The organism is Bacillus cereus group sp. MYBK227-1, from assembly GCF_051916325.1.
GTDB classification, from domain to species: domain Bacteria; phylum Bacillota; class Bacilli; order Bacillales; family Bacillaceae_G; genus Bacillus_A; species Bacillus_A cereus.
Map to the genome: position 1 here is coordinate 832,263 of NZ_JBQAGK010000002.1, position 25,170 is coordinate 857,432.

Consider the following 25,170-nt stretch of genomic DNA (forward strand, 5'->3'; position numbering starts at 1 on the left):
TATTTTATGGAGGGGAATATGCTTAAAAATAATTTTAAAATTAGTAATATTCCTGCGGTTTTGTGGGGAGATAAGAGTGAAAAAATTTTTATTGCAGTACATGGAAATATGTCAAATAAGGAAGATACAGTTATTCAAATATTAGCTGAAGAAGCCGATCGAAAAGGTTATCAAGTATTAAGCTTTGATTTACCTGAGCATGGAGAAAGAAAGAATGATAACACTCCTTGTAAAGTACAGTTTTGTGTTAATGAATTATCTATAATTATGAACTACGCAAAAGAACATTGGAAAGAAATAAACGTGTTTGCATGTAGTATGGGAGCATATTTTAGCCTTTTAGCTTTTCAAAATGATGTGATAGAAAAGGCATTATTTTTATCACCAGTAGTTAATATGGAACGAATTATAGAAAATATGATGAAATGGTTTAATGTAACACCGGAGCTTTTACAAAAAGAAATGACTATAGAGACACCTATTGGTCAAAAGTTATATTGGGATTATTTATGCTATGTAAAAGAGCATCCTATTAGTACATGGAATACAGATACATATATTATGTACGGAGCTAAGGATGAACTGTGCGAATTTGAAACTATTAACTATTTTACAAAAAAACATTGTTGTGAATTAGAAGTTATGGAGACGGGTGAACATTACCTTCATACTGAAGAACAGTTAAAAATATTTGAACAGTGGTTACACAAACATATTGATTAACAAATTACAATTTATCTTGAACCTGTTAGAGAAGAATGGGGAATATATAAACTGATAGTATATTTGAGAGAAAATATAAATGTGAATGTATACACTTAAACAAACAGATGCTTTAGTTAAATAAGAATTAAACAACTATATTATCGATTTATATCTAAAGTGAAGAATACACATACTACGAATTGAATAAGATAACAATCATAAAAATGCTCAGAATCAAAAATTCTAGAGCATTTTTATGTATTTTCATAGTAAGGGGAGATTTACTTGAAAGATATACATATTCAACAAATTGAAGATTTAATGATATACGAACACGATTATCTTGTTCAGGAAAGCAAAGACGAAGGATTTTATTTCCTAATAAAACTAATAAGTGAATATGAAAATAAAATAAACACGTTTAATAAAACTGGTGAATGCTTATATGGGATTTTTCAAGGGGAAAAGTTAATTGGAATAGGAGGGTTAAATGAGGATCCATATACAATAAACAATAAGATTGGTAGGATAAGGAGATTTTATATTGCAAAAAAATACCGAAGGAAAGGATTAGGGAGGTTATTATTAGCGAGAATTATAAACGATGCGAAAAAACATTTTAATATTGTTGTTTTAAATACAGATACAGTACAGGGTGACAAATTTTATACTTCGAGTGGATTTCTGAAAGGGACAAAATATATGGGAGTGAGCCATTATTTGAACTTATATAAAAGGATATAGTGAATTATTGTTTACTTCTCCAGTAGAACTTTTGTTCTGTTTCATGTAGATTGATGTTATAATTTATAAGAATCTAATATTAGAATGGAGAATTGGATGATGGGAGAAAATAAAATTATTAATGATTTCAATGAATATTCAATTTGGATAAATACATTGAAAGGTATGAAAGAGGAATTGTGGGTGGCACCAATATCAGAGGGGAAATGGACTATTGGCGAAATAATATCTCATATTATGAACTGGGATGACTATCTATTACGTGAGACATTATCATCAGTGAGAGATGGGAAGGGAATGGAGTTCCCTGATTTTGATACATATAATAAACTAGCATCTAGTTATGCCAAATCCGGTATATCTAAGATGAAACTTCTTGAAGAAGCAAAAGCTAAAAGAGAGTTACTCGTAAAAGAACTTAGATTACTATCTGCTGGAAATCTAAAGAAACCTTTAACGGCCAATGGAGTATCACATTGTCCTCATACCGGAACGCCATATTCTCTTATATATATTATTAAAGAATTTGTAGATCATGATAACCATCATAAAAGACAGGTTATTCATTTTTTAAATGAAAATCAAATTGTTAATTGATAAAGAAAGATCCCGCAAATCATATTTGTGGGATCTTTCTTACATTATAACTTAACCTTCATGTGTTTCAATAATAATCCTGGTTTACCTTTTACATAATAAAAATGCGGATTATTTTCATCATCATAAAGCATAATATAAGGCTTTTCATTTAGTGGGAGCAGTATAAGTACTTCGTCTATTGTAGTGTGTAACCATTGATTAGTAATAGAAACCGGCTTAGATAAAGGGATTTTTATCATATAGCCATCTTTTGGAACGACATTTAAGTTTTTAAATGGACCAGTTATTGCTTTAGCGTATTGAACTGCTTCTTTTTGGATTACTGGATCTAAAGATTGTTTTTGAATGACCATTTCTTTTTGACAATCAAATACTTCAATTTGTTGATTTGTATTTGCGAACGCATTTGTTGATAATAGAAATAGAAGAAGAGAAATAACCCCGATTTTTTTTATCATAGTACAACACCTCACCATTACTATCCCCTCAAAAGCTTTAAATATTTTTCTGTCACATTCATGTAACAAGGATGTTGTATGATACAATTGGTTTTTGTTTAAAAGCAATGGAGGAAAAAATATGAAAGTTTTAATTGCAGATGACGAACAAGATATGTTAAGGATTTTAAAAGCTTATTTTGAAAAAGAAGGCTTTGAAGTATTATTAGCAAAAGACGGGGAGGAAGCACTTCAAATATTTTATGATGAAAAAATTGATTTAGCTATTTTGGATTGGATGATGCCAAAACATAGTGGTATTACTGTCTGTCAGGAAATAAAAAAGAATTCAAGCGTAAAAGTATTAATGCTTACGGCGAAAAGTGAAAGTGAAGATGAATTAGCAGCGCTTCAAAGTGGGGCAGATGAGTACGTGAAAAAACCATTTCATCCAGGAGTACTAATTACGCGAGCGAAAAAACTTATTCAGCATGATGATATTATTCAAGTACAAGATGTAAAGATAAATTTTGCCAAAAATAAAGTATATAAAAATGATATAGAGTTAGAAATTACAAAAACAGAGCTCGAATTAATAAAATGCTTTTTAAATCATAAAGGAACGATTTTAACTCGTAAAAAATTGTTAGACATTGTATGGGGATTTGACTATTTTGGAGAAGAGAGAACGGTTGATACACATGTAAGAAGGCTGCGTAAAAAAATTGGAGAAAATATTATTAAGACGCATCGTGGGCTGGGTTATAGTTTGGAGGAACAAAGTGAATAAACTTGGGAAAAAGCTATTTCTCAGCATTTCTTTAACCGTTATTCTTATATTTACAATTTCTTTATTATTAATTAACTTTCTCCTGCCGAAATATAATATTTATAAAACACGTGAAAACTTAAATGAATTTACAACTCAAATACAAAATGCGCCAGTCAATGATTTAGAAGATGTTATTCATACAATTGAAAGTGAAAATAACGTTACAATTGCGTATACGCCAATTAATCAGTCAGAAGATGCTATGAACGACGCGTTACGCATGCAACTTACGAAAAAGAAAGTAACGTTAAATAAGCTTTGGATTACGAAAGACGAAGTTATGAAAGTGAAGACGGAAGGGCAATCGAATAAACTGTACGATCAAGGAAAGGTAAAAGCGAGTTTTTTTGCTAAATATATTGCGAAAGATGATACGATAATTTTAATTGGGACTTCCATTGCGAATTCAAATGAAATTATAAATACGTTAAATACATTTTATTTATATATCCTATGTTTCTCGCTCCTTCTTATTATTTTACTTGTGTGGATACTTTCAAAAATAATAACGACACCACTGAAAGAGTTAAGTGATGTGGCTCAGGATATTTCACATTTGCAGTTTAAAAGAACGAAAGTGAAAACGAATGATGAAATAGGAGAGTTGGCCAATAGTATTAATATCATGAGTGAAAAACTACATGAAGCACATCAAGATTTAACTGATCGTAATGAACATTTAAAACGATTTATGGGTGATGTAACGCATGAATTAAAGACACCGATCGCATTAGTAAAAGCATACTCTATGGGGATTAAAGATGGATTAGATGATGGGACTTACGTAGATACAATTATTAAACAAACAGATCAAATATCAAACTTAATTGAAGAACTATTACGATTTTCTAAGCTAGAAAGAGATATTTTACAAAAAGAAGAATTCCCCATTGAACCACTGGTCCAGAGTATATTAGATAAGCATCAGATTGAACTGGATTCGAAAGAAATTAACTTGCAAGTAAATTGTAATGCGGGCAATACAATCGTTTATGCAGATTTAAATAAAATGAGAATGGTGTTTCAAAATTTAATTTCTAATGCGATAAAATATACAGCAAATCAAAACATAATAATTACATTAGAAGATAGAAATAAAGGTATATATTTCCAAATAAAAAATGGCATTCCTACGGATAAAATTAAGGATATCGAGAAAATTTGGGAGCCTTTTTATGTACTAGAATCTTCTCGTAGTAAAGAAAAATCAGGTACAGGATTAGGTTTAGCGATAGTGAAAAGTATTTTAGAAAGGCATGGTTTTGAATATGGAGTTTCCTCTATAGATGGAGAAATTCAATTTTATATAAATGTGAAAAAGGACTAATGAAAATATTAGTCCTTTTTGCAGCTTTAGAGATTAGCGATATAGGATGAATCACCATAATTTTCGAAATTGATGTATTAAATGGAGAATTAGCAAATGTTCTACTTTCATTAAATTCACGTGAAGTTCACAGGAAAACGTTATATTTACATAGTTATATTTGAATTTAATGAAGTGAGGTATTCAGATTTGAAAAGAAAGAAATTAGTAATTGGTAGCATTTTAATGGGTATGACGTTATCTTTATCTGCATGTGGTTCATCAGATAATATTGTAACGACAAAATCAGGAAGCATTTCAGAAAGTGATTTTAACAAAAAATTAAAAGAAAACTACGGTAAACAGAATTTATCTGAAATGGTAGTAGAGAAAGTATTAAATGATAAATATAAAGTTACGGATGAAGAGGTAACGAAACAAATAAAAGAATTAAAAGACAAGATGGGCGATAATTTTAATACATATATGGAATCCAATGGTGTGAAAAATGAAGCTCAGTTGAAAGAGAAATTAAAGCTTACTTTTGCTTTTGAAAAAGCTATTAAAGCAACCGTAACGGAAAAAGATATTAAAGATCATTAGCCAAAGCTTCAAGTTAGCCATATTTTAGTAAAAGATGAAAAGACAGCAAAAGAAATTAAAGAAAAATTAAATAGTGGCGAAGATTTCGCAGCATTGGCTAAACAATATTCAGAGGATCCAGGTTCTAAAGAAAAAGGTGGGGAACTATCTGAATTTGGAGCTGGTATGATGGTGAAAGAATTTGAGGATGCTGCGTATAAGTTAGAAGTTGGTCAATTGAGTGAACCTGTTAAATCTTCTTTCGGATATCATATTATTAAGCTAACGGATAAAAAAGAGCTTAAACCGTATGAGGAAGAGAAAGAGAATATTCGTAAAGAATTAGAACAGCAACGTATACAAGATCCTCAATTCCATCAACAAGTTACTAGAGAACTGCTTAAAAATGCAGATATAAAGGTATCTGATAAAGACTTGAAAGATACCTTTAAAGAGCTAGAAAAATAATAAATGGAATGTAAGGCAAGCGATAGAAATATCGGTTGTCTTTTTCTCTATTTATCCCGCTATTTGCAGGGCAGTAAGACCCCACCTCAAAATTCAGCGAAAGCAAAGAAGTGGCCCTGCTGATCGTAAACGCCCAATTGGTGAGGGCTGATTAAAGTTTCACGTTATAAAGAAGGAGGAAGTGGGAAAATACTTTCATACCTGCATTAAATTTTACTTAATAAGAAATCTTTGAGTTTCTCAACTTTTATATAAAATAAAACTGAATTTTCAGTTATTTTGTTATATAGTAAAAGAGAACGAATAAGGGGAGGGAACATTTTGAGTAAAAAGAAAATGGCAATTACACTGTCAGCAATGCTATCTGCAACAATTATACCTAGCTTTACTATGGATGTGCATGCAGAGAAGAAGGAAGAGACTAAAAATACGAAAATTGAATTAGAAAATGGGATGACAAAACCGATTTATTCTCTCGATGAAGCTATTATCGAAAATTTATATGTAGAGACAGAAGTTGATAGTGATCGAGACGGTAAGAAAGACAGAGTATCGATAAAAGTTATGCGTCCAAAGACAGATCCGAATGTGAAAGTTCCTGTTATTTATGAAATGAGTCCATATCGATCTGGATTAAAAGATGTTCCTGTATATAATGTAGATGAAGAATTGTATGCGTATGAAGGAAAACCGTATGGAGCGATTAATCTTGGTTCGTATGGGAACTATTACGTGCCAAGAGGTTATGCAGTTATTTTAGGCGAAAGTATCGGTACTGGAAAATCAGATGGATGCCCTACAACTGGAGATGAACAAGAGATACTCGGGACAAAATCTGTTATTGATTGGGTAAACGGTCGCGCGAAAGCATTTACAGAACAGGGTGAGGAAGTTCAGGCAAATTGGTCTACAGGCAATGTAGGTATGACTGGAGTTTCTTATAATGGTACATTACCAAATGCTGTTGCGACTACTGGAGTTGAAGGTTTAAAAACAATTATTCCAATCGCAGCAATTAGTAGTTGGTATGATTATTATCGTGCAAATGGTGCAGTCATTGCTCCAGGCGGGTATCAAGGAGAAGATACAGATAATATGGCAGAAGCAGTACTGACAAGGGAAACCCCTGAAGTTTGCGGACAAGTTATAAAAGAGTTAACGGCTGGACAAGACCGAAAAACAGGTAATTATAATGATTTTTGGGATAAACGTAACTATGTAAAAGATGCTAAAAATGTAAAAGCGAGTGTATTTGTTGTTCATGGTTTAAACGATTGGAATGTTAAAACGAAACAGTTCGCGCAATGGTGGGAAGCACTTGGAGAAAATAATGTTCCGCGTAAAATGTGGCTACACCAAGGTGGTCATGGTGGGACATCAAGTAATAACTGGCAGCAAACACAAAATAAATGGTTAGATTATTGGTTGTACGGAATTGAAAATGGAATTATGGATGAACCAATGGTTGATGTGCAAAGAGAAAATAAAATGTGGCAAAAGATAAAAAATTGGCCAGATCCAGCGGCTGTACCTTCAAAAATCCGTATGTATTTAAGCAATAAATCAGTCAATTTGCCACTAAGTATGGGATCGGCTAATAAAGTTTTCTCATTCTTAGATGATGCACAAATAAAATCAAACCAATTAGTAGCAAACTCAGAATTAGAAGTAGCAAATCGATTAGTATATACAATGCCTGTACTGCAAAAAGATACGCGTATAAGTGGTACACCAAAGATTTCAATTACAGGAAATATTGATCGATCTGTATCAAATTTAACAGCGTTACTTGTTGACTATGGAGGAGCGAAGCCGGAAATCGTAACGAGAGGCTGGATGGACCCACAAAACGTAAAGAGTATAGAAAATTCAACAGCGATTCAACCGGGCAAAGATTATACATTCACATGGGACATGCAGCCAGATGATTATGTATTTAAAGCGGGGCATCAAATCGGAGTGGTTTTAATTGCAAGTGATTATGATTATACAATTAGACCGAAAGCTGGTACAAAACTTACTGTGAAATTAAGTGAAGTGACATTGCCGATTGTGAAATAAATATTTTTTCTAAAGAGCTTACTAAAGTAAGCTCTTTAATTTGTAGTCTGAATTTTTAATTTTTATATTTCAAATTGGAAGGTTATGTAATACAATATCATTATATTCTATGGAAAGTGAGTGATATATTATGACAGTCAGCTCTTTCGAAATCTCATTAAAATTAGAGGTACAGGAAGATTAGTTGAATTGAAATCTTCCGTACGTAAAAACGGAGGAGAAAATAAATGTTTAGTTTTTATAGTACACTTTGTACGGAACTGTATGATTACACAAAACCAGTCGGTTATTCTTTAAATGGTGATATTGAGTATTACAAAGAACGTTTAAAAGATTGTAGAGGAAGAATCCTCGAAGCTGCAGTAGGTTCAGGGCGTGTCATCATTCCGCTTCTAGAGGCTGGTTTTAAAGTGGATGGGATAGATTATTCACCTGAAATGCTAGATTCTTGCCGTAAGCGCTGTAAAGAGAGAGGCTTACATCCTAATTTGTATGAAGGAAGCTTGCAACAATTTTCACTTCCGCATAAATATGACGCAATTATCATTCCTACTGGATCTTTTTGTTTAATTGAAAATCGTGTGGATTCTATAAATGCATTGAAATGTTTTTATGAACATCTTAATCCAGGTGGACGATTAATCGTAGATATTATGCTCCCGCATAAATGGAAGACTGGGGAAATTCATACATCGACTTTCTCTTTGCCAAGCGGAGACGGAATCACATTAGAAAATAAATCAATTGAAATAGATTGGCTGAACCAAGTTACTGTATCATATTTGAAATATGAAAAGTGGAGTAAAGGACAGTTAGTACAAACAGAATTGCAACGCTTTGCGCTGCGCTGGTATGGAATAGAAGAGTTTATACTTCTTTTAGAAAGTATAGGTTTCTCAAACATTACTCGCTCTACTGAATATGTTTATGAAAAAGAACCGTCAAATGCAAATCAAACGATTACTTTTGAAGCTGTGCGAAAAGAATAGAACTAAAACTATGAATAAAAAATAAGGCAATCGTTTTAAAATCGGCTGTCTTATTTTTTATTTTATGTAATGGTTTATAGAGAAAGATTGGAGGGAAATAAATGAAACTTATATTAATATTTGGCCCACAAGCAGTTGGAAAAATGACAGTGGGGCAAGAATTAGCAACATTAACCGGTTTAAAACTTTTTCATAACCACATGACAATTGATTTAGTAAGTCCAATTTTTGATTACAGTACGAAAGAAGCAAAAAGACTAGTAAGTTTATTTCGTAATGAAATATTTGAAGAAGTATCTAAAAGTGATTTATCTGGAATGATTTTTACGTATATATGGGCATTTGACCTCCAAGAGGATTGGGATTATATACATCATGTAGAAAATATTTTTGAATCAAAAGGTGGGACAGTGTATTTTGTAGAGCTGGAAGCGGAATTAGATGAAAGATTAGAACGAAATAAAAGCCCGAATAGATTAGAACATAAACCGAAAAAAAGAGATATTGAGTGGTCTGAAAATAATTTGAAAGAAACGATGAAAATGCATAGATTAAACTCTCTTCATGGTGAAATTGAAAAAGAAGAGTATATAAAAATTAATAACACGTATTTGAGTGCAAAAGAAGTAGCGGAAATGATTAAAGAGAAGTTTCAATTGTAAAATTCCCGAAGTCTATTTCGTTTCTATTGTCCAAGCATTCTCCTACTAATTACATATACTATTTATGTTAAAATCGGTCACTATTTTAGATGGTGTTATTTTAATATATATAACTATGCAGGGAAGAGGGGAGAATAAATTTGGAAAACGTAGAACAAGATAGAATTGAAAATCAAGTGTATTCAAATCGTGTAGTAAGATCAGAATTTGATGCGAATTGGGAAACTTGTATATCAAAGAGTGGTTATGTAATTTATATAGCAACAAGTAATAATGCTGAAGTAATAGTGCTTCTTGCAGATGGTTCAAGTAAATTATTAATTTTCGAAAAAGGCGGTAAAGTAGTTGTAGGTGGCGGTGGAACAAGTCATTACAGTAAGCCGCATATTGCAAGAAATATTTAAGATAGAGCATGTTAATTAAGAAGAAACTAGAAAACGGTTGTCATTCATGTTTAGGGCATGATAGACGAACCGTTTTTTATTTGTTTATAAATTTAGAAGAACTTCATTGATTACAAATACATCAGGATGAGCAGCGAAATTAGAAGAAAACTTGGCGGGTAATGGTACAAAATATTATGTACATTTGCAAGAATCTTACAGCGATATAAAAAAGCATTTCCTATTTGGGGAAACACTACTTCTATGTTATAGTATAATAGTGTTTTTAGATGGTACTATTTTAATATATCTATAATTTTGTTATGTATTATTTTCATATTAAATTAGCACCTAAAGTATTTTTTATATAAGGAGTAGTAATTAGAGAAATGAAAAATATAGACTTTATACTAGAAAGTGACGAGGCATTAAAACCGTCTGAACGATTAGTACTATTATTATTAGAGAAGCATAGAATGTTATATACGAACGATCTATTGGCATTATCAAATTTATCATATAAAACATTAACAGATTCATTAACGGCGCTAGTTTTAAAATCGTATGTGTTAAAGGAAACAGGTAAGGGAAGAAGACAGAATTGCTATAGATTAGTATGATAAGGCAGCTGTTTTAGAAACTTTTACATATGTTTTTTCAATTGTAAGGTGAAATTGTATTTTTGTTTTCGAACGAAAAACTTACTATAAGAGGGGCTAAGATAGTAGTGTTTCATTTTTGTAAATATAATTATTCTATCATTGAAAATACAAAAATAAAATAAACCGCATAAAACAAAAATAAAAAAACAATCCATTTTTAAAATGGATTGTTTTTTATTGGAATAATATTATTTGATATGTTGAAAGCATAAATAGCAGAATAAACATTACCTGTTTTAGTTCATGCAACTGAACAAATATGATGAAAACTATGTGTATAGTTTTTTGCTTGCTTTTTCAGTCATTCTAATGAAATCATGGTCTTCATTGTTTAAAGGCAGTATTTTTAACATTATTGCTATTCAGCATTAAGCACAAAAAGTGATATATAATATTATTATGTAAACTTAAGGTTTTAAAAGGAAAATATAATAATGAATAGAACATGTAGAAGGAGATGCTTAAATATTTTGAAGGATGGGAGATTATTATGGAGCATTTACAATCAATAGCACAAGCTGTTATAAGTGGTAATAAGGAAAAAGTAGTGAAGTTTATAAAGGCGAGTCCAAGTATTGTTAACGAATGTAGTGAAGATGGATGGACACCACTTCATTTAGCAGCTTATTTTGGACAGAAAGAAATAGCGAGTTTTCTTTTAGAAAGTGGTGCAGATATACATAGTAGAGCGAAAAACGAAAATGAAAATACGCCTTTGCAAGCAGCAATTGCGAACAAGCAAAGTGAACTTGTTGCTTTCTTAATTGAAAAAGGATTAGATGTAAATATTATGCAAAGTGGTGGCTGGACAGGACTTCACGAAGCGGCATTATTAGGGAATGAAGAAATAATTATGTTACTCCTTAAAAATGGAGCTAATAAGATGATAAAGAAAAATGATGGGAAAACAGCGTATGATATTGCATTAGAAAAAGGATATGATCATCTATTACATCATTTGAAACAGGAAGTGAACTTATGATGAATAAATGGAGTGTTGGTATATTTTTATTTAATGAAGTAGAAGTGTTAGACTTTGCAGGGCCATTTGAAGTTTTTTCTGTAACTGAGGTGAATGAGGAAAAACCATTTACTGTTTATACAGTTAGCGAGAATGGGGAAATGATTACAGCAAGGAACGGATTGAAGGTACAGCCAGATTATAGTATTGAAAATTTACCACCAGTGGATATTTTAATAATTCCGGGTGGGCTAGGTGCTAGAGAATATGAAATAAAAAATGAAATAGTAATAAAATGGATTCGCCAACAAATGAAAGAAGTAAAGCTGATGACTTCAGTTTGTACAGGAGCGCTATTACTGGCGAAAGCAGGTTTACTGGAAGGTTTAAAAGCAACAACACATTGGGCTAGTATTGAAAAGTTTAAAAATGAGTTTCAAAATGTTGAAGTTATAGAAAATGTAAAGTTTGTAGATGAAGGACATATTATAACATCTGCCGGAATTTCAGCTGGAATTAATATGGCATTTCATATTGTGAAAAACTTGTTAGGTGTGCATGTTGCGGAGGACACAGCGAAGCGAATGGAGTATGATATTAGTTTCCCAAATTAAAAAGCCCGAATTGGGCTTTTTATATTGAATGAATATAGTTAAGCTCTTCATCACTCAACATAGGGCGAACAGATGCATTTGCATTTTCTTGTGCTTGTATTCCTGTTTTGGCACCAGGAATTACAACACTTACTGCCGGATGAGAGAGTACATAGCGAAGTGCAAGTTGCCCTAAGGTCTGATTTTTATTTGAGAGCAACCGAAGTTTCTTTACAGTTTGTAAGTCTTCTTGAAACCAAGTTTCATTTGGCCAATCTTTGCGTAAATCTCCATCCGGAAAAATTGTTTTATTTGTGAATTTTCCAGTTAAAATGCCCATTTTTAATGGACCACGAATAACAGCTCCTAAATTTTTCTCTTGTAAAAATGGTAATATATCTTTTTCTGGTTTTCGATTTAATATATTGTAATCAAGCTGTACGATATCAATTTCGTTGTTGTTATTGAAATGATGAATGTATTGTAAATCATGAGTCGAAACACCGACTGCCCTTACTTTTCCATCACGTTTTAATATGTCAAATGCACGTAGAAATGCTTCTGTTTCTCTACGATTATGCCACCAAATATGACAAAAATAAAGATCAATATAATCTGTTTGAAGACGTTGTAAACTTGTTTCAAATACGGCGATGATTTTTTCGGGAGTATCATATACAGGAACTCCATTAGGGTCGTAGTGGTGTCCAATTAAACCACCTTTCGTTGATAGGATAATATCATTACGATGTCCTTTAATCGCGGTAGCCACCAACTTTTCACTATGTCCTAAACCATACACATCCGCAGTATCAATAAAATTCACACCACACTCAATTGCTTTTTTTATAGCAGTTATAGATTGTTTATCGTTAACAGGTCCCCATTCATCACCACCGATTGCCCATGCCCCAAAACCTATTTCAGAAACAGTTATTCCAGTTTTACCTAATGTGCGGTAATGCATATTTCTCCTCCTTGTAAGCATGTTATAACATGGATATGTGGGGTAAGAATTTTGTGTGTGAAAAAACTCTTCTACAATAGTAGAAAAAGAATTACAGAAACTACTATTTTATAGCAGCATGTATAAAAAAAAACGGTGTAAATGTAGAAATGTCGTCGAATGCTATCTTTAATTGGTTAATTTATGGGATATTTTTGTGAAGGAGTTTATTTTATAAGAATAGAATTTATTTTAGTAAGAAAACGTGCCGATGGTAGTGAAAAATATGGGTTAGGGGGATTTGAATGAGGAAACTCAAACGAGTAAATGTTCCTAATATACCAGAGCAATTACCACAACCTAGTGATAAGCGTAGGGTAAATAAAAAGAAGTTAAGGCGACTTATTTTAATGGTCCTTTTTATTGCGACAACTACTCTGTACGTTCAATATATTTTAACGAAACAACAAGAAGTAATTGATAAAAAGAAAGATACGATTACGGATCAAAAGAAGCAATTAGTATCTTTAAAGAAAGATAAAGATTCTTTAAAGACTAACATAGAAAATTTAACAGACGATGAGGAAGAAATTTTGAAGTTAGCGAGAAAAGAGTATCAATTTTCTAAGTCAAATGAAACTATATTTGTGATGCCAAAGTAATAAAAAACAGTTAGCCATTGAACTGCACCCCCAATTGTTAGACACCGTCTAACAATTGGGGGTGCAGTTTTTCATGTATGAATGTCATGGTACAAGGAACAATCACATATTGTAGAAATGAAGAGTTTAAGCTGTTTTCATAAATATGGAATATGCACTAAAATAAATGTTGTTAAAATTCTGTCAATTATATTATAATACAAGGTAAGCGGATACATTTTTTAATCAACGTTGAGTTCCTCGCTCATATGACTATTAAGAAACCCGTTATCCTCGTATAAGAAAGGAAGATAGCTGTGTACGCTTCAAATACAATTTATATCGTAGGGGATGCGAAAGCACCTCAAAATAATCCCATTACTGAAAAGTTTAAAAGCTATTTCGTAGCATTTATACTTGTTAAGGATACAGGGGAAATTGTAGATGCAGACTGCTCAGCGACAATTGCATTAACATCTCAATTTGTTAAATATTTATTTCTACATAAAAATATAAATGACCCGGCGTTAGTAATGGAAGTAAAGAACCGATATTTCGGTTCTTCTCAAAAAGCGTTACTTGTAGCGCTAAAAGATGCACAGAAAAAATATAATCAGATTGCTGCTTTGTCTACTCAATCATAGACAAAATCCAGCCGTAAGAATCATTCTTATGGCTGGATTTTTTTATTTCACATTATCGTCCTACATCAAAAGCAAACGAAAATAAAGTAGAGAGATAGGAGAGTAAATGCCCAATGGGTTTACCTAATAATCCGTGGGTATAAATCTCCGGTGGATTAAAATTTCACTTCATTGGAGAACGAAAGGATGAACAAAATGAAAATTACAGATGTAAAAGTAAATCGTAGACGTGTAAAACTGCATACACCGTTTAAAACCGCGCTTCGTACTGTAACCGAAATTGAAAGTATAGATGTTTATATTCATACAGACGAAGGAGTGATTGGTAAGGGGGCTGCAGCCGCAACGCCAGTTATTACGGGGGATTTCACCAGCGGAATGGAAGAAGCGATTTTAGGGCCGATGCGTTCATGTTTAATTGGTCAAAATATCATTCAATTTCAGCAGTTACTACAGCGCATTCAAATGAGTTGTATTGGAAATTCAAGTGCAAAAGCAGCGGTAGATATCGCTTTATATGATGTATATTGCCAATATCAAAATGTGCCGTTATATGCATTGTTAGGCGGGAAGAAAGAAATTCATACCGATATTACAGTGAGTGTGGATGAGCCTGTATTAATGGCAAAAGAAGCGAAGAAACATATAGAAAAAGGATTTCAAACATTAAAGATTAAAGTGGGTAAAGAGGCGCATTTAGATTTGGAACGTATTGAGGCAATTCGAAATGTGGTACCAAGAAATACGACATTACGTTTAGATGCGAATCAAGGTTGGAGTCCAAAAGAAGCGGTTTCTATCATTCAAGAGATGGAAAATCGTAATTTAAATATAGAATTTATTGAACAACCAGTACACGCGAAAGATTGGGATGGGTTAAAGTACGTCAAAGATCGTGTGCAAACGCCAATTATGGCCGATGAAAGTATATTTTCAGCAAGTGACGCATTAAAGCTCGTTCAAGGAAGATATGCAGACTTCATTAATATTAAATTAATGAAATGTGGTGGCATACGTGAAGCATGGCGTATTGCTGATATCGCAGAAACAGCTGGTGTGAAGTGTATGGTGGGCAGCATGATGGAGTCTTCACTTTCCGTTAGTGCTGTTGCGCATTTAGCGGCAGCGCATCCTAATATTCATTATTTTGATCTTGATGCACCGCTTTGGTTAATGGAAGAGCCAGAAGGAATGACTTATTCTGGATCAAAGGTAAACCTTCAATCGACAGTGAATAGTAAATCTTAGGAGAAGAGACAAGTAAACTATCTTTTAAGGGGGATATATATGAAAAAAGTAGGAACTGCATTTTTAACAACTTTATTTATATTTTCATCGTTTACATCGGCAAATGCTGAAGAAAAGAAGGATAATAAAGCATTTATAGATGTATCTGCTGCAACGTTATGGACAGCACCTGATTCATTAAGACCAATCGATACACCGAGTGCAACAAATCCAGTGGATCTATGGAAATGGACGAAATCAATGACACTTGACGAGAAACTATGGTTAACAAATGCAAATAAATTAGAAACACAAGCTTTACTCGGTCAAGAAGTAACTGTTATTGATAAGAAAGGTGAATGGGTGAAGGTATTAGTGCATGGACAGCCAACACCACGAAATGAAGAAGGTTATCCGGGCTGGATGCCTGAAAAACAATTAACATATAATCAAGAATTTGCAGATAAAACAAATGAACCTTTTGTCTTAATAACCAAACCAACAGCGATTTTATATATAAATCCTTCTGAAAAACATAAATCACTTGAAGTCAGTTATAATACAAGACTGCCGCTATTAAGTGAAGACACAATTTCATACCGTGTATTGTTGCCAAACGGTCAGAAAGCATGGCTACGAAAAAATGATGGAACAGTTTACCGATCTCAAACTGATATTCCAACTCCGGCGGCCAATGATTTAATTAACACAGGGAAAATGTTTTTAGGCTTACCGTATATATGGGCTGGTACAAGTGGTTTTGGATTTGATTGCTCTGGCTTCACACATACGATCTATAAATCGCACGGCATTACAATTCCGCGAGATTCTGGACCGCAATCAAGAGCAGGGGTTGCAGTTGATAAAGAAAATCTACAAAAAGGAGATTTAATTTTCTTTGCACATGATCAAGGGAAAGGTAGTGTCCATCACGTTGCAATGTATATTGGTGATGGCAATATGATTCACTCACCAAGAGCTGAAAGGTCGGTAGAGATTATACCGCTAAATACACCAGGATATATAGAAGAATACGCTGGTGCTCGTCGTTACTTACCTTAAAAATAGAAGGGGGTTTTTAAATGAAAAAAGTTATTCGTTACTCATTAGTTAGTACTCTATTAGTTTCTTCATTTTTAGTTGGTTGCGCAAAAGAAAAAACTGCAACAAAGCCGAAAGATGAGAAGAAAGTATTACAGTTACTAGAAACAGGTGAAATTCCGTCGTTAAATTCAGGGAAAGTAACAGATGCAGTCTCGTTTAACGTTTTGAATAACGTAATGGAAGGACTATTCCGTCTATCGAAAAATGATGAAATAATTGAAGCCGGCGCACAAAAATATGAAGTGAGTAAAGATGGAAAAACATATACATTCCAATTGCGTGATGCGAAATGGTCTAACGGAGAGCCAGTAACCGCTCATGATTACGTATACGCTTGGAAGCAATTGATAAATCCAGATACTGCTTCTCAATATGCATACATTGCGTACGATGTAAAAAATGCTGAGAAGATAAATAAAAAACAACTAGGTCTAGATGAATTAGGAGTAAAAGCGAAGGATGATAAAACATTCGTCGTAGAGCTAGAACATCCTGTACCGTATTTTACGAAATTATTAATTTTACCATCCTTCTATCCAATTAACGAAAAATATGCGAAAGAGCAAGGTGATAAATATGGATTAGAAGCAAATAAAGCGGTATATAATGGACCGTTTACATTATCAGAGTGGAAGCATGAAGCTAGCTTTACAATGAAGAAAAACGATAAGTATTGGGATAAAAAAGAAGTGAATTTAGATGAAGTAAACTATCAAATTGTAAAAGAAATTTCAACTGCGGTAAATTTATATGAAACAGATAAAGTTGATAGAGCTGTTATTTCTACAGAATTCGTAGATAAATATAAAAATAATAAAGAGCTAAAACAATATACAGATCCAGTTATGTACTTCTTCCGATTTAATGAAAATGTACCGATTCTTAAAAATAAAAATGCACGTCTTGCGCTAAGTACAGTTTTTGATAAGAAGGGACTCGCAGATTCATTTTTAAATGATGGATCGGTTGCAGCAAACTATTACGTACCAAAAGGATTTTTAAAGGGGCCAGATAAAAAAGATTTTAGAAGTACGGCAGGTGAGTTTAATAAAACTGATGTAAAAAAAGCGAAAGAATATTGGGAAAAGGCAAAGCAAGAAACAGGTACAGATGAAGTGACGTTAGAACTATTAAATTATGACTTGGAAAACTTTAAAAAAGTTGGAGAGTACATTAAAGAGCAGCTTGAGAAAAACTTACCAGGATTAAAAGTGAATGTGAAATTACAACCACATACGCAAAAATTAGCACTTGAGAAGAAGAAAGAATATGAAATGTCGTTATCACGCTGGTTACCGGATTATCCAGATCCAATGACTTACTTAGAAGTATTCCTTTCTGGAAGCAGTGTTAATAATACAGAATATGCAAACCCAGAATATGATGCGTTAATTAAGAAGATTAAAACAGAATTAGGTAATGATGAAAAGGCTCGCTGGAAAGCAATGCAAGATGCTGAAAAAATGCTACTTGATGATGCAGTAATTGCACCGGTATTCCAGCGTGGATTATCTTACTTACAAAAACCATATGTGAAAGATTTATATGTACATCAATTTGGTCCAGCTACAAGTTTAAAATGGGCAGATGTACAAAAATAAAAGAATGGAGAAACAGACTTCATGTATGTGATAGTCTGTTTTTCTTATTTAAAGTTAGAAAAATAGTTCATGGTATAATTTATTAGTCTGTAAACAGTATTTGGAGGGGAAATGATGTCTATGTTTGAAGAAGAGAAAGTAATTTATACAAAAAGATTATTTATGAGGAAACCAATTGTAGAAGATATTAATCAGTTTTATAACATATTAAAAAAAGATACTGTTGGCAAATGGTTGGCTAAATCAAGAGGAATGTCGAAGGAAGAAACAAATGATTATATTGGGCAACTTATCTTACATTGGGAACAGTATGACTTCGGGGTATGGTTGTTATTTAATAGTGAAACAGGAAAGCTTTTAGGACATTGTGGTTTAAGAAAGGTAGATGAAACAGGTGCAATAGAAATTATGTATCTCCTTGACCCAGAACATTGGAGGAATGGGTATGCATTAGAAGCAGCAGAGGCTTCCATTAAATATGCAATAGAGACTTTGAATGTAACAAGAATAATTGCTAGAGTTAAAGTAGCAAATGAGAGCTCGAAAAAACTTTTACGAAAGTTCGGGTTTATATATACTCATGAAGTTAATCATAGCGGGCGTTTATTATCATATTTTGAACTTCATACATCATCCGAAGAATTCTAGACATTTCATATGTTTTTTTATTGTTAAAAAATAAAATTATTACTAAAATTCCAGTGTGAAATTTATGTAGAATCTTGTATAATTAACATGTTTCTATGGAAACATTTTCTTGCGCTATTTATATAGGGCTTAATAGAACAAGGAAGGAAATACATACATGTATATAATAGATAAATAGAATGGAACATGTATAGAGACAAAGGAGAGAAAAGATGACGTGTCAAAAACAAGGGTTACAATTTAATAACGATAGAAAGAGGGACAGAAGATGAAAATGAAGCATGCTTTTGGTCCTATAATTTTAGCATGTGTGCTTTTTTTCATTATCATTCTAATCCCATCGAAAAGTTTAGTATCACTTATTAGTGATAAGAAGGTAGAAGATGCGGCAACTTCTTTACAAAAAGAGAAATTACAAAGTGTTTTCTTACAGCAAAAAATGTTAGAGAATTCACAGTATTTACCGATGTACGGTTCATCAGAATTTTTACGAATGGATGCATATCATCCGTCTAATTATTTCAAAGTAAATCCAGCTGGTTTTACACCGTTTTTAATTGGAACTGGCGGTACACAAAGTTTAGCTCATATTTTAAATATGACATCTACTATGGATGAATTAGAAGGTAAAAAAGTAGTCTTTGTTCTTTCACCACAATGGTTTACAAAGACTGGTGTCTCACAAGGGGATTTCACTAATAATTTCTCCAAACAACAAGCATATCATTTTATTTTTAATGATGAGATAAATCCAGAAATGAAAAAGCAAATCGCGAAACGGCTATTAGATTATAAAGTTGTTCAAGAAGATGATATATTAAAAAATTCATTAGAAGGTATTGTATATAATGATACGAAACATAACATAAAAGCAGGTTTAGTTAAACCACTTGCTTATATGCATCGAAATATTTTAGATCATAGAGATATATTTAACTCTTTATTTAAAATCGAACCGATGAAGGAGAAAACAAATATCGGACTTCGTTCAATTTCTTGGGAAGACGCACGTAAACACGCAGAACAAGAAGGGAAAGCTGAGTCTACTACAAATACATTCGGAATTGAAAATCCGTATTATTATAAGAATAATCTGAAGAAAAAACTAAAAGGTTTAAAAAACTTTAGAGCAAATGAAACATATGATGAATCACCAGAATACGATGATTTACAAATTATTTTAGAGTTATTTAAAGAGAAAAATGTCAAACCACTCTTTATTTCTGTACCTGTAAATGGGCCTTGGTATGATTATACTGGCTTCCCGAAAGAACGCCGTGAAGTGTATTATAAAAAAGTTCGAGAACAGGTTGAGAAAGCAGGATATCCAGTAATTGATTTCTCTGGTCATGAATATGATAAGTATTTCTTAAAAGATACGATTCATTTGGGCTGGAAAGGTTGGATTTATTTTGATGAAGCAGTGCAGAAATTTTATTCTGAGAAATAAAGTATAGAAATCGGAATGGCTATGAGCCGTTCCGATTTTTTTAGTATAGAGGATTTTGGTGAGGACAATTTGGGAATGCATGTATATCTTGAATCTGTCTATAATCATAATGTTTCATTGCAAACTGAGCTTGATAAAGGTATTCATACACATATAATTGACCATCATGCGCTGAACATAATACACCAGAAGTTCCTTGCCCATTTATGAAGGAAATGCCGATAGGGCGTCCGATTAAGTACGGTATTTTTTGCTGCCAATGCATAGGGGAATCACTCCTTTTTGAGATAATATACGAAAGAAATGATCAAATGGTTGCTTATCCATGTAAATGTAGATGGAAAGGTATTATATAATTCCTGAAGATTAATTCATATATAAATAAAAAACCGCTATAATTCCGAATGAATTTATAGCGGTTTTTATTATATTCTTAAGCGAGATTTTTACGCTTTTTTGTCCATTTTTTTATAACGAAGTATAAAAGTATAAGTACGACGCCACCAATTGCGAATGATTTCACATACGGACCAGCAATATCATTTATATTCTCCCAATTTTCACCTAGTTTTTCACCTAAATAAATGAAAATAATAGACCAAGGGATAATCGCAAGTGCTGTTAATGTAGTGAAACGTAGTAATGGCATTTTTGTAATACCAGCAGGAATTGAAATCGCATGACGCACTACTGGAATGAAGCGTGCTGTAAAAATGACGCCAGTTCCGTAACGATTAAACCAATCTTCTGCAGCATCTATTTGTTTTTTATGTATGAAAATATATTTTCCGTAACGTTCTAATATAGGGCGTCCGCCGTATCGTCCAAGCCAATAAATAAAGATTTGAGCAATAACACCGCCAATTGTACCGAATACAACAGCGCCTATAAATGAGATACTTCCATTGAATACTAAGTATCCTGCATAAGCAAGGACAATTTCACTTGGGATAATTTCAATCATAAGTCCAAGCATAATGCCCCAATAACCTAATCCTTCAAAAAACGTTAATACTGAATGAATAAAACTACTTAACATTGTTGCACCTTCTAGTTTATGAATTTTTGAGTATAAGAACCTTTTATTTAATGACGTAAAAGGTTCACTATATGTAGATTATACCTTATTTACATAGGGGATTGCTATTTCAATTCTTTTATGTCTCTCATAATTATTATAGTAAAAGATATAAGCCGCGTTTTCATGAAGGGTTAATGAAAAGATTATTAAAAATTTCTCATAAAAAATAGAAGCATTTCTGCTCCTATTTTTTAAGGCTTCACATCTAAGTTCTGTAAAAATAAAGTTGCTGTTACGTAACGTTTTGCTAACATTTGTACATATGCGGTATGTACAGAAAGGGTCGCAATAATAATAGCGTTACGAATTGCTTCGCGTTGTTCGTTATTAATTTGATCGAACTTGCTTGCGATTTTATCAGCTTTTTCTTTTACGATGTTTTCAATTGTATGAACGGTATCTGTTGCATTTAATTGTAAGCAATTCCCTTGATTGAGTTCTTCAAATAGAGAAGAGTATGCTACATATAAATGAACAGGATTGATTAAATCATCACTTCGATCGGCTGGGTCATTTACAATAAGGCGTAATAGCTTACGAATGGATTCAAAATCAAGTGCTGTTTTTAAATCTTCGACAATAAATAGTAAGGCTGCTTGTTCAATTGAATATTTTTTCCCCTTTTGAGGAGAGCCAATCATTTCTTTTATATCTCGTTTCACCCAGTTTTGCATAGCAGTTACAGAGAAACTTGTGTTTTCAATCTGATTGCCAAGCGCAACTATTTCATTTAAAGAAAAACCGACATCAGTATCGTCAATTTTAATCAGCTTTTCAAAAATAGGTGAAAGTGCGGTAGTAATAAAAGCTGTAACGCTTTGTCCGCTTTCAATATCTTTTTTATGTGACTTTGCCCAAGCTTCTTGTAAAATACCGAGAGGCTTTTTCGTATTCCATCCTCTTAGTGATAGAAGAAGGGTAGCCATTTCGTTTCGTGTGAGATGAAATGTTTCCATCTTTTCACCTCCAAAATAATAAAAAGTTCTTATGAACTTATAATATGTTTTGTTTCATTTAAAGTCAATTCTGTTTTGCTTAATTTTTCCTTTGTGACCAAACTGTTGAAAGTAAATAATACTTGCATATTTCGACAAAAGTTCATATAATAAGTTCATAAGAACCTTTAAAATGTTCTTAAAAACAAATCTATCATTCTGAATTTACTAGAAAGATAGATTTCACATATATCTATATAAAAGGAGAATGGATATAATATGTTGAAAAAACTTGTAGCAGTAATGACAGCATTCATGGTTATCTTTGGGGCTAGCAGCTTTATGTTCGTAGATCATGCGGCAGCGAAAAGTTACAAATCTGGTAAAAAATCATTTACACCAAGTTCAGGTCAAAAGTCAAAAGTTGATTTAAACAAAAAAGACTCAAATGTAAATTCTCAAAAAACGACTCCAGATTCAAAAACGAAAGCAACAAATACAGCACCAAAAAGTAATAAAGGAAGCTTTATGAAAGGTTTATTACTAGGTGGTCTTGGTGGTTTACTAATGGGTAGCTTATTTGCAAATATGGGAGCTCTTGGTTCTGTATTAGCGTTTATGGTAAATATGTTAGTAATGGCTGGTATCGTAATGTTAGCAGTTCGTGCATTTAAATACTTCAAAGACCAACGTAAGAAGAAGGCAGATGAAGTAGCATGGAAACAATAAAAATTTCTGAACAAGAGCTTATAAATGCGCTTTGTATATATATCGCTGAAAAAAGACAAGTGGGTCCAGAAGAAGTATTAGTTGAACTTATGTATGATGATGACTACGGTTTCTCTGCGGAAGTAGAGGTAAATGGTCGCCAGCAAATTTTAATTCAAGCAAACTTAATCGAAGCTTTACGCTTATTGCTTGACAGAGAATATAATGTCAATCCATTCGCAGCGAGATTGCAACTTGAATTAGATGATGAAGAAGGAATTTACGCATTAGCGAAATTTAATAACTCAGATGAGTAGAGAAAAGAGCTGTTGAGAATAATCTCAGCAGTTCTTTTTAGTATGTGCATATGTAGAAGAATAATCACGCCAAATTTCATTCATTTTTCGTCTACCGATATCTACCATCGGATTAAACTGAATTGCAGCTTTCTGACGAACAAAGTGAACGTTTTGCATGGCGTGAGATAATTGTTGGTCGACTATATCACGTTTTTTACTTGCATATTTTGCGATAGATAGACCTGCAACTGTTCCTTGCGCCATCGCAATTTTTCCGCTTTCAATGCCTGTAATATTGCCAGCTACAAATAAACCAGGAAGAGGAGTTTCCATTGTTTCGGAATGGAGAGGAACGTGTCCGCCTAATTCTGAAATGTAATGGAAGGGACAACCGGCTACAGCTGCAAGTTCGGCAAGTGGGTATAATCCCCCGGCAATACATACAAAATCTGCTTCATATATTTTCTCTGTTCCATTAATAACATTTCCTTTAGAGTCAATATTAGCAATACGTACACCTTCAACTTGATCTGTTCCGATAATTTCAAGAGCTGCTTTCCGAAGGTGAAGTGGCGTTCCGTTTATTTTCATTCCGTTGTTTGGATAGAATGTTAATCCAGCTTTTCGAATCCAATCAAATTTCATAAAGTGGCTACCTATTCGCAAGAAAGCAGAAGGAGCGAGGTGAGCTACATTTAAAAGAGAGTTTAAAACTTCTTCAGGTTCACCAGCTTTTTGACTTAACTCGCTTTTCTCAGGGAGTACAATATGATCCACTGTAATTCCCGCTAATTGCAATTCACTTAAAATGGCGAAAGACAAAATGTTAGCACCAATAATAATTCCTTTTTTTCCAACTTGCACGCGATGAACATTTGTCATAACTTGAGCTGCTCCAATTGACATCACTCCTGGAAGTGTCCAGCCAGGAAGGGGAATAGAATATTCCGCAGCTCCAGTAGCAAGTAGTACGAAAGGTGTTTCTAACGTACCGATATTAGTATGTACAAACCAATTGTTTTCATCTCTATCTAAATTATAGACCGAAACACCGCACCTGATATGTACTGAAAGTGATTCTGCTTCTTCATGAAGTCGCTTCGATTCTTCTATTCCGTTCCACCATTCTCCAGTAGGCTCTTGATGCAACTGTCCTAACAATCTCCCGCCCGGCTTCATAAATTCATCAATAACGAGCACTTTTAGTCCGAAACGAGCACAAGAGATAGAAGCAGATAATCCCGCTGGCCCTGCACCTATAATAATTACATCACTCATCGCTTTTTCACCATCTCTCTCACGATATTCGGATGCTGTTTCCCGCTTTCAACAACCATGTTTTCTTCTACAACAGTTAAGCATGCGCGTACATTTGTTTGATTATTTACTGTCACGCGGCATTCGGAACAGTGCCCGATATTACAATAAATACCTCGCGGTGTTCCGCTATCTTCATGAACTCTTAATGTCCGTATTCCATTTGCTAACAGGGCAGCAGCTATCGTTTCATGTTCATATGCTTCGTATTGATGACCGTTAAATTGAAAGGTAATACGCTCACTACTTTGTAAAGTACCTAAAATAGGGTGATGTGTAATTCTACTCATTTACTTTCACCTACTGATCCAAAAGTAACTGCACGTATTGGTGGTTGATATTTTAACGGTAGTTCATTAAGAGTTACGTCAGGATTCGCATTTTCAATCATTCGATCTATCATTATTCTGCATGTGCGCCCACCGCAAAATCCCATGCCAGCACGTGTTCTTAGTTTTAATTCTCTTGCCGAGCAGTTATATTCAGCAATTGTCGATTGAAGTTGCCCATATGTAACCTCTTCACAACGACAAACGATTAAGTTGTTTTTATTTGTCATGTGTATTCCTCCTCTAGTTCGATTT

At 33.2% G+C, this 25,170-nt stretch carries 29 protein-coding genes and 1 pseudogene; 22 read left to right on the forward strand and 8 right to left on the reverse strand.

Features of this window, described 5'->3' with window-relative positions; translation table 11 throughout:
* Positions 1-18 precede the first annotated feature (18 nt).
* From ACTFRM_RS11320 to ACTFRM_RS11330, 3 genes are all read left to right on the forward strand, one after another.
* On the forward strand, positions 19-723 hold the full coding sequence (locus tag ACTFRM_RS11320; protein WP_173600644.1) for an alpha/beta hydrolase: 705 nt from the start codon (positions 19-21) through the stop codon (positions 721-723).
* A 267-nt stretch (positions 724-990) separates the two neighbouring features.
* Positions 991-1,449, forward strand: coding sequence for a GNAT family N-acetyltransferase (locus ACTFRM_RS11325; RefSeq protein ID WP_000651656.1), 459 nt, complete (start codon positions 991-993; stop codon positions 1,447-1,449).
* 99 nt (positions 1,450-1,548) lie between these two features.
* Positions 1,549-2,046: a DinB family protein gene (locus tag ACTFRM_RS11330; protein ID WP_000504410.1), complete on the forward strand. Its 498-nt coding sequence runs from the start codon at positions 1,549-1,551 to the stop codon at positions 2,044-2,046.
* A gap of 44 nt (positions 2,047-2,090) precedes the next feature.
* On the opposite strand, the gene ACTFRM_RS11335 is transcribed toward ACTFRM_RS11330, so the two are convergent.
* Entirely contained in the window at positions 2,091-2,507 is a 417-nt protein-coding gene (locus tag ACTFRM_RS11335; RefSeq protein ID WP_000591763.1) for a hypothetical protein, read from the reverse strand.
* 121 nt (positions 2,508-2,628) lie between these two features.
* Between ACTFRM_RS11335 and ACTFRM_RS11340 the strand changes: the two genes are divergently transcribed.
* The 10 genes and pseudogenes from ACTFRM_RS11340 to ACTFRM_RS11385 all read left to right on the forward strand — a co-directional run bounded on the left by ACTFRM_RS11340 (position 2,629) and on the right by ACTFRM_RS11385 (position 12,006).
* Positions 2,629-3,276: a response regulator transcription factor gene (locus ACTFRM_RS11340; protein ID WP_000865979.1), complete on the forward strand. Its 648-nt coding sequence runs from the start codon at positions 2,629-2,631 to the stop codon at positions 3,274-3,276.
* Positions 3,269-4,645: a sensor histidine kinase gene (locus ACTFRM_RS11345; RefSeq protein WP_173600646.1), complete on the forward strand. Its 1,377-nt coding sequence runs from the start codon at positions 3,269-3,271 to the stop codon at positions 4,643-4,645. The genes ACTFRM_RS11340 and ACTFRM_RS11345 overlap by 8 nt, the downstream gene beginning before the upstream one ends.
* A gap of 189 nt (positions 4,646-4,834) precedes the next feature.
* A pseudogene (locus ACTFRM_RS11350) lies at positions 4,835-5,674 on the forward strand (peptidylprolyl isomerase PrsA).
* Positions 5,675-5,995: 321 nt separating this feature from the next.
* Positions 5,996-7,735, forward strand: a complete 1,740-nt coding sequence (locus ACTFRM_RS11355; protein WP_440043305.1) for a Xaa-Pro dipeptidyl-peptidase — start codon at positions 5,996-5,998, stop codon at positions 7,733-7,735.
* A gap of 227 nt (positions 7,736-7,962) precedes the next feature.
* Entirely contained in the window at positions 7,963-8,724 is a 762-nt protein-coding gene (locus ACTFRM_RS11360; protein ID WP_000490911.1) for a class I SAM-dependent methyltransferase, read from the forward strand.
* Positions 8,725-8,825: 101 nt separating this feature from the next.
* The gene (locus tag ACTFRM_RS11365; protein ID WP_000767065.1) at positions 8,826-9,386 is read left to right on the forward strand and encodes an AAA family ATPase; all 561 of its coding nucleotides are present in this window, start codon (positions 8,826-8,828) and stop codon (positions 9,384-9,386) included.
* A 140-nt stretch (positions 9,387-9,526) separates the two neighbouring features.
* Entirely contained in the window at positions 9,527-9,790 is a 264-nt protein-coding gene (locus ACTFRM_RS11370; protein ID WP_000432421.1) for a hypothetical protein, read from the forward strand.
* A gap of 368 nt (positions 9,791-10,158) precedes the next feature.
* A complete protein-coding gene (locus tag ACTFRM_RS11375; RefSeq protein ID WP_000789031.1) occupies positions 10,159-10,389 on the forward strand; it encodes a hypothetical protein in 231 nt (76 codons plus the stop codon).
* 532 nt (positions 10,390-10,921) lie between these two features.
* Positions 10,922-11,413 carry an ankyrin repeat domain-containing protein gene (locus tag ACTFRM_RS11380; RefSeq protein WP_000400680.1) on the forward strand — a complete coding sequence of 164 codons (492 nt, stop codon included), beginning with the start codon at positions 10,922-10,924 and terminating at the stop codon, positions 11,411-11,413.
* Positions 11,410-12,006, forward strand: coding sequence for a DJ-1/PfpI family protein (locus ACTFRM_RS11385; RefSeq protein ID WP_000981423.1), 597 nt, complete (start codon positions 11,410-11,412; stop codon positions 12,004-12,006). The genes ACTFRM_RS11380 and ACTFRM_RS11385 overlap by 4 nt, the downstream gene beginning before the upstream one ends.
* 19 nt (positions 12,007-12,025) lie before the next feature.
* Here the strand turns inward: ACTFRM_RS11385 and ACTFRM_RS11390 are convergent, their stop codons facing one another.
* Positions 12,026-12,952, reverse strand: coding sequence for an aldo/keto reductase (locus ACTFRM_RS11390; protein WP_000559360.1), 927 nt, complete (start codon positions 12,950-12,952; stop codon positions 12,026-12,028).
* A gap of 284 nt (positions 12,953-13,236) precedes the next feature.
* Here ACTFRM_RS11390 and ACTFRM_RS11395 point away from each other — a divergent pair, with 284 nt between their 5' ends.
* From ACTFRM_RS11395 to dltD, 7 genes are all read left to right on the forward strand, one after another.
* A complete protein-coding gene (locus tag ACTFRM_RS11395; protein WP_001228725.1) occupies positions 13,237-13,593 on the forward strand; it encodes an FtsB family cell division protein in 357 nt (118 codons plus the stop codon).
* A gap of 296 nt (positions 13,594-13,889) precedes the next feature.
* Positions 13,890-14,216 (forward strand): DUF3870 domain-containing protein, encoded by a 327-nt coding sequence (locus ACTFRM_RS11400; RefSeq protein ID WP_000271312.1) that lies wholly within the window; start codon positions 13,890-13,892, stop codon positions 14,214-14,216.
* A gap of 186 nt (positions 14,217-14,402) precedes the next feature.
* A complete protein-coding gene (locus ACTFRM_RS11405) occupies positions 14,403-15,464 on the forward strand; it encodes a dipeptide epimerase (RefSeq protein ID WP_001038463.1) in 1,062 nt (353 codons plus the stop codon).
* A 39-nt stretch (positions 15,465-15,503) separates the two neighbouring features.
* Entirely contained in the window at positions 15,504-16,505 is a 1,002-nt protein-coding gene (locus ACTFRM_RS11410) for a C40 family peptidase (protein WP_000755417.1), read from the forward strand.
* A gap of 20 nt (positions 16,506-16,525) precedes the next feature.
* The gene (locus ACTFRM_RS11415; RefSeq protein WP_000755969.1) at positions 16,526-18,148 is read left to right on the forward strand and encodes a peptide ABC transporter substrate-binding protein; all 1,623 of its coding nucleotides are present in this window, start codon (positions 16,526-16,528) and stop codon (positions 18,146-18,148) included.
* A 114-nt stretch (positions 18,149-18,262) separates the two neighbouring features.
* Positions 18,263-18,796, forward strand: coding sequence for a GNAT family N-acetyltransferase (locus ACTFRM_RS11420; RefSeq protein WP_440043307.1), 534 nt, complete (start codon positions 18,263-18,265; stop codon positions 18,794-18,796).
* 268 nt (positions 18,797-19,064) lie between these two features.
* Positions 19,065-20,246: a D-alanyl-lipoteichoic acid biosynthesis protein DltD gene (dltD, locus tag ACTFRM_RS11425; protein WP_440043308.1), complete on the forward strand. Its 1,182-nt coding sequence runs from the start codon at positions 19,065-19,067 to the stop codon at positions 20,244-20,246.
* 40 nt (positions 20,247-20,286) lie between these two features.
* Here the strand turns inward: dltD and ACTFRM_RS11430 are convergent, their stop codons facing one another.
* The 3 genes from ACTFRM_RS11430 to ACTFRM_RS11440 all read right to left on the reverse strand — a co-directional run bounded on the left by ACTFRM_RS11430 (position 20,287) and on the right by ACTFRM_RS11440 (position 22,283).
* Complete coding sequence (locus ACTFRM_RS11430) at positions 20,287-20,511, reverse strand: hypothetical protein (protein ID WP_000558689.1); 225 nt, start codon at positions 20,509-20,511, stop codon at positions 20,287-20,289.
* 168 nt (positions 20,512-20,679) lie between these two features.
* Positions 20,680-21,285, reverse strand: a complete 606-nt coding sequence (locus ACTFRM_RS11435; protein ID WP_000952913.1) for a DedA family protein — start codon at positions 21,283-21,285, stop codon at positions 20,680-20,682.
* Between the two features lie 233 nt (positions 21,286-21,518).
* Positions 21,519-22,283, reverse strand: coding sequence for a DUF1836 domain-containing protein (locus ACTFRM_RS11440; protein ID WP_000447231.1), 765 nt, complete (start codon positions 22,281-22,283; stop codon positions 21,519-21,521).
* Positions 22,284-22,541: 258 nt separating this feature from the next.
* Here ACTFRM_RS11440 and ACTFRM_RS11445 point away from each other — a divergent pair, with 258 nt between their 5' ends.
* Positions 22,542-22,991, forward strand: a complete 450-nt coding sequence (locus ACTFRM_RS11445; RefSeq protein WP_000914478.1) for a hypothetical protein — start codon at positions 22,542-22,544, stop codon at positions 22,989-22,991.
* Complete coding sequence (locus ACTFRM_RS11450) at positions 22,979-23,287, forward strand: YxcD family protein (protein WP_000447747.1); 309 nt, start codon at positions 22,979-22,981, stop codon at positions 23,285-23,287. Before ACTFRM_RS11445 ends, ACTFRM_RS11450 begins: the two co-directional genes overlap by 13 nt.
* Before the next feature lie 24 nt (positions 23,288-23,311).
* Here ACTFRM_RS11450 and ACTFRM_RS11455 read toward each other — a convergent pair whose 3' ends face one another.
* From ACTFRM_RS11455 to ACTFRM_RS11465, 3 genes are read right to left on the reverse strand one after another with little or no spacing between them, the layout of a single operon-like run.
* Complete coding sequence (locus tag ACTFRM_RS11455; RefSeq protein WP_322372915.1) at positions 23,312-24,547, reverse strand: NAD(P)/FAD-dependent oxidoreductase; 1,236 nt, start codon at positions 24,545-24,547, stop codon at positions 23,312-23,314.
* Entirely contained in the window at positions 24,544-24,876 is a 333-nt protein-coding gene (locus tag ACTFRM_RS11460) for a (2Fe-2S)-binding protein (RefSeq protein WP_000087065.1), read from the reverse strand. Before ACTFRM_RS11460 ends, ACTFRM_RS11455 begins: the two co-directional genes overlap by 4 nt.
* Positions 24,873-25,145 carry a (2Fe-2S)-binding protein gene (locus ACTFRM_RS11465; RefSeq protein WP_000182619.1) on the reverse strand — a complete coding sequence of 91 codons (273 nt, stop codon included), beginning with the start codon at positions 25,143-25,145 and terminating at the stop codon, positions 24,873-24,875. Before ACTFRM_RS11465 ends, ACTFRM_RS11460 begins: the two co-directional genes overlap by 4 nt.
* Positions 25,146-25,170: the final 25 nt, after the last annotated feature.

Bases quoted from the DNA above. Each gene is read 5' to 3' on its own strand.
- ACTFRM_RS11340 (WP_000865979.1), top strand. From the start codon at position 2,629: ATGAAAGTTTTAATTGCAGATGACGAACAAGATATGTTAAGGATTTTA.
- ACTFRM_RS11430 (WP_000558689.1), bottom strand. From the start codon at position 20,511: ATGCATTGGCAGCAAAAAATACCGTACTTAATCGGACGCCCTATCGGC.
- ACTFRM_RS11455 (WP_322372915.1), bottom strand. From the start codon at position 24,547: ATGAGTGATGTAATTATTATAGGTGCAGGGCCAGCGGGATTATCTGCT.
- ACTFRM_RS11330 (WP_000504410.1), top strand. From the start codon at position 1,549: ATGGGAGAAAATAAAATTATTAATGATTTCAATGAATATTCAATTTGG.
- ACTFRM_RS11460 (WP_000087065.1), bottom strand. From the start codon at position 24,876: ATGAGTAGAATTACACATCACCCTATTTTAGGTACTTTACAAAGTAGT.
- ACTFRM_RS11435 (WP_000952913.1), bottom strand. From the start codon at position 21,285: ATGTTAAGTAGTTTTATTCATTCAGTATTAACGTTTTTTGAAGGATTA.
- ACTFRM_RS11450 (WP_000447747.1), top strand. From the start codon at position 22,979: ATGGAAACAATAAAAATTTCTGAACAAGAGCTTATAAATGCGCTTTGT.
- ACTFRM_RS11410 (WP_000755417.1), top strand. From the start codon at position 15,504: ATGAAAAAAGTAGGAACTGCATTTTTAACAACTTTATTTATATTTTCA.
- ACTFRM_RS11415 (WP_000755969.1), top strand. From the start codon at position 16,526: ATGAAAAAAGTTATTCGTTACTCATTAGTTAGTACTCTATTAGTTTCT.
- dltD (WP_440043308.1), top strand. From the start codon at position 19,065: ATGAAAATGAAGCATGCTTTTGGTCCTATAATTTTAGCATGTGTGCTT.
- ACTFRM_RS11320 (WP_173600644.1), top strand. From the start codon at position 19: ATGCTTAAAAATAATTTTAAAATTAGTAATATTCCTGCGGTTTTGTGG.
- ACTFRM_RS11395 (WP_001228725.1), top strand. From the start codon at position 13,237: ATGAGGAAACTCAAACGAGTAAATGTTCCTAATATACCAGAGCAATTA.
- ACTFRM_RS11385 (WP_000981423.1), top strand. From the start codon at position 11,410: ATGATGAATAAATGGAGTGTTGGTATATTTTTATTTAATGAAGTAGAA.
- ACTFRM_RS11365 (WP_000767065.1), top strand. From the start codon at position 8,826: ATGAAACTTATATTAATATTTGGCCCACAAGCAGTTGGAAAAATGACA.
- ACTFRM_RS11390 (WP_000559360.1), bottom strand. From the start codon at position 12,952: ATGCATTACCGCACATTAGGTAAAACTGGAATAACTGTTTCTGAAATA.
- ACTFRM_RS11445 (WP_000914478.1), top strand. From the start codon at position 22,542: ATGTTGAAAAAACTTGTAGCAGTAATGACAGCATTCATGGTTATCTTT.
- ACTFRM_RS11465 (WP_000182619.1), bottom strand. From the start codon at position 25,145: ATGACAAATAAAAACAACTTAATCGTTTGTCGTTGTGAAGAGGTTACA.
- ACTFRM_RS11380 (WP_000400680.1), top strand. From the start codon at position 10,922: ATGGAGCATTTACAATCAATAGCACAAGCTGTTATAAGTGGTAATAAG.
- ACTFRM_RS11360 (WP_000490911.1), top strand. From the start codon at position 7,963: ATGTTTAGTTTTTATAGTACACTTTGTACGGAACTGTATGATTACACA.
- ACTFRM_RS11375 (WP_000789031.1), top strand. From the start codon at position 10,159: ATGAAAAATATAGACTTTATACTAGAAAGTGACGAGGCATTAAAACCG.
- ACTFRM_RS11405 (WP_001038463.1), top strand. From the start codon at position 14,403: ATGAACAAAATGAAAATTACAGATGTAAAAGTAAATCGTAGACGTGTA.
- ACTFRM_RS11440 (WP_000447231.1), bottom strand. From the start codon at position 22,283: ATGGAAACATTTCATCTCACACGAAACGAAATGGCTACCCTTCTTCTA.
- ACTFRM_RS11335 (WP_000591763.1), bottom strand. From the start codon at position 2,507: ATGATAAAAAAAATCGGGGTTATTTCTCTTCTTCTATTTCTATTATCA.
- ACTFRM_RS11420 (WP_440043307.1), top strand. From the start codon at position 18,263: ATGTCTATGTTTGAAGAAGAGAAAGTAATTTATACAAAAAGATTATTT.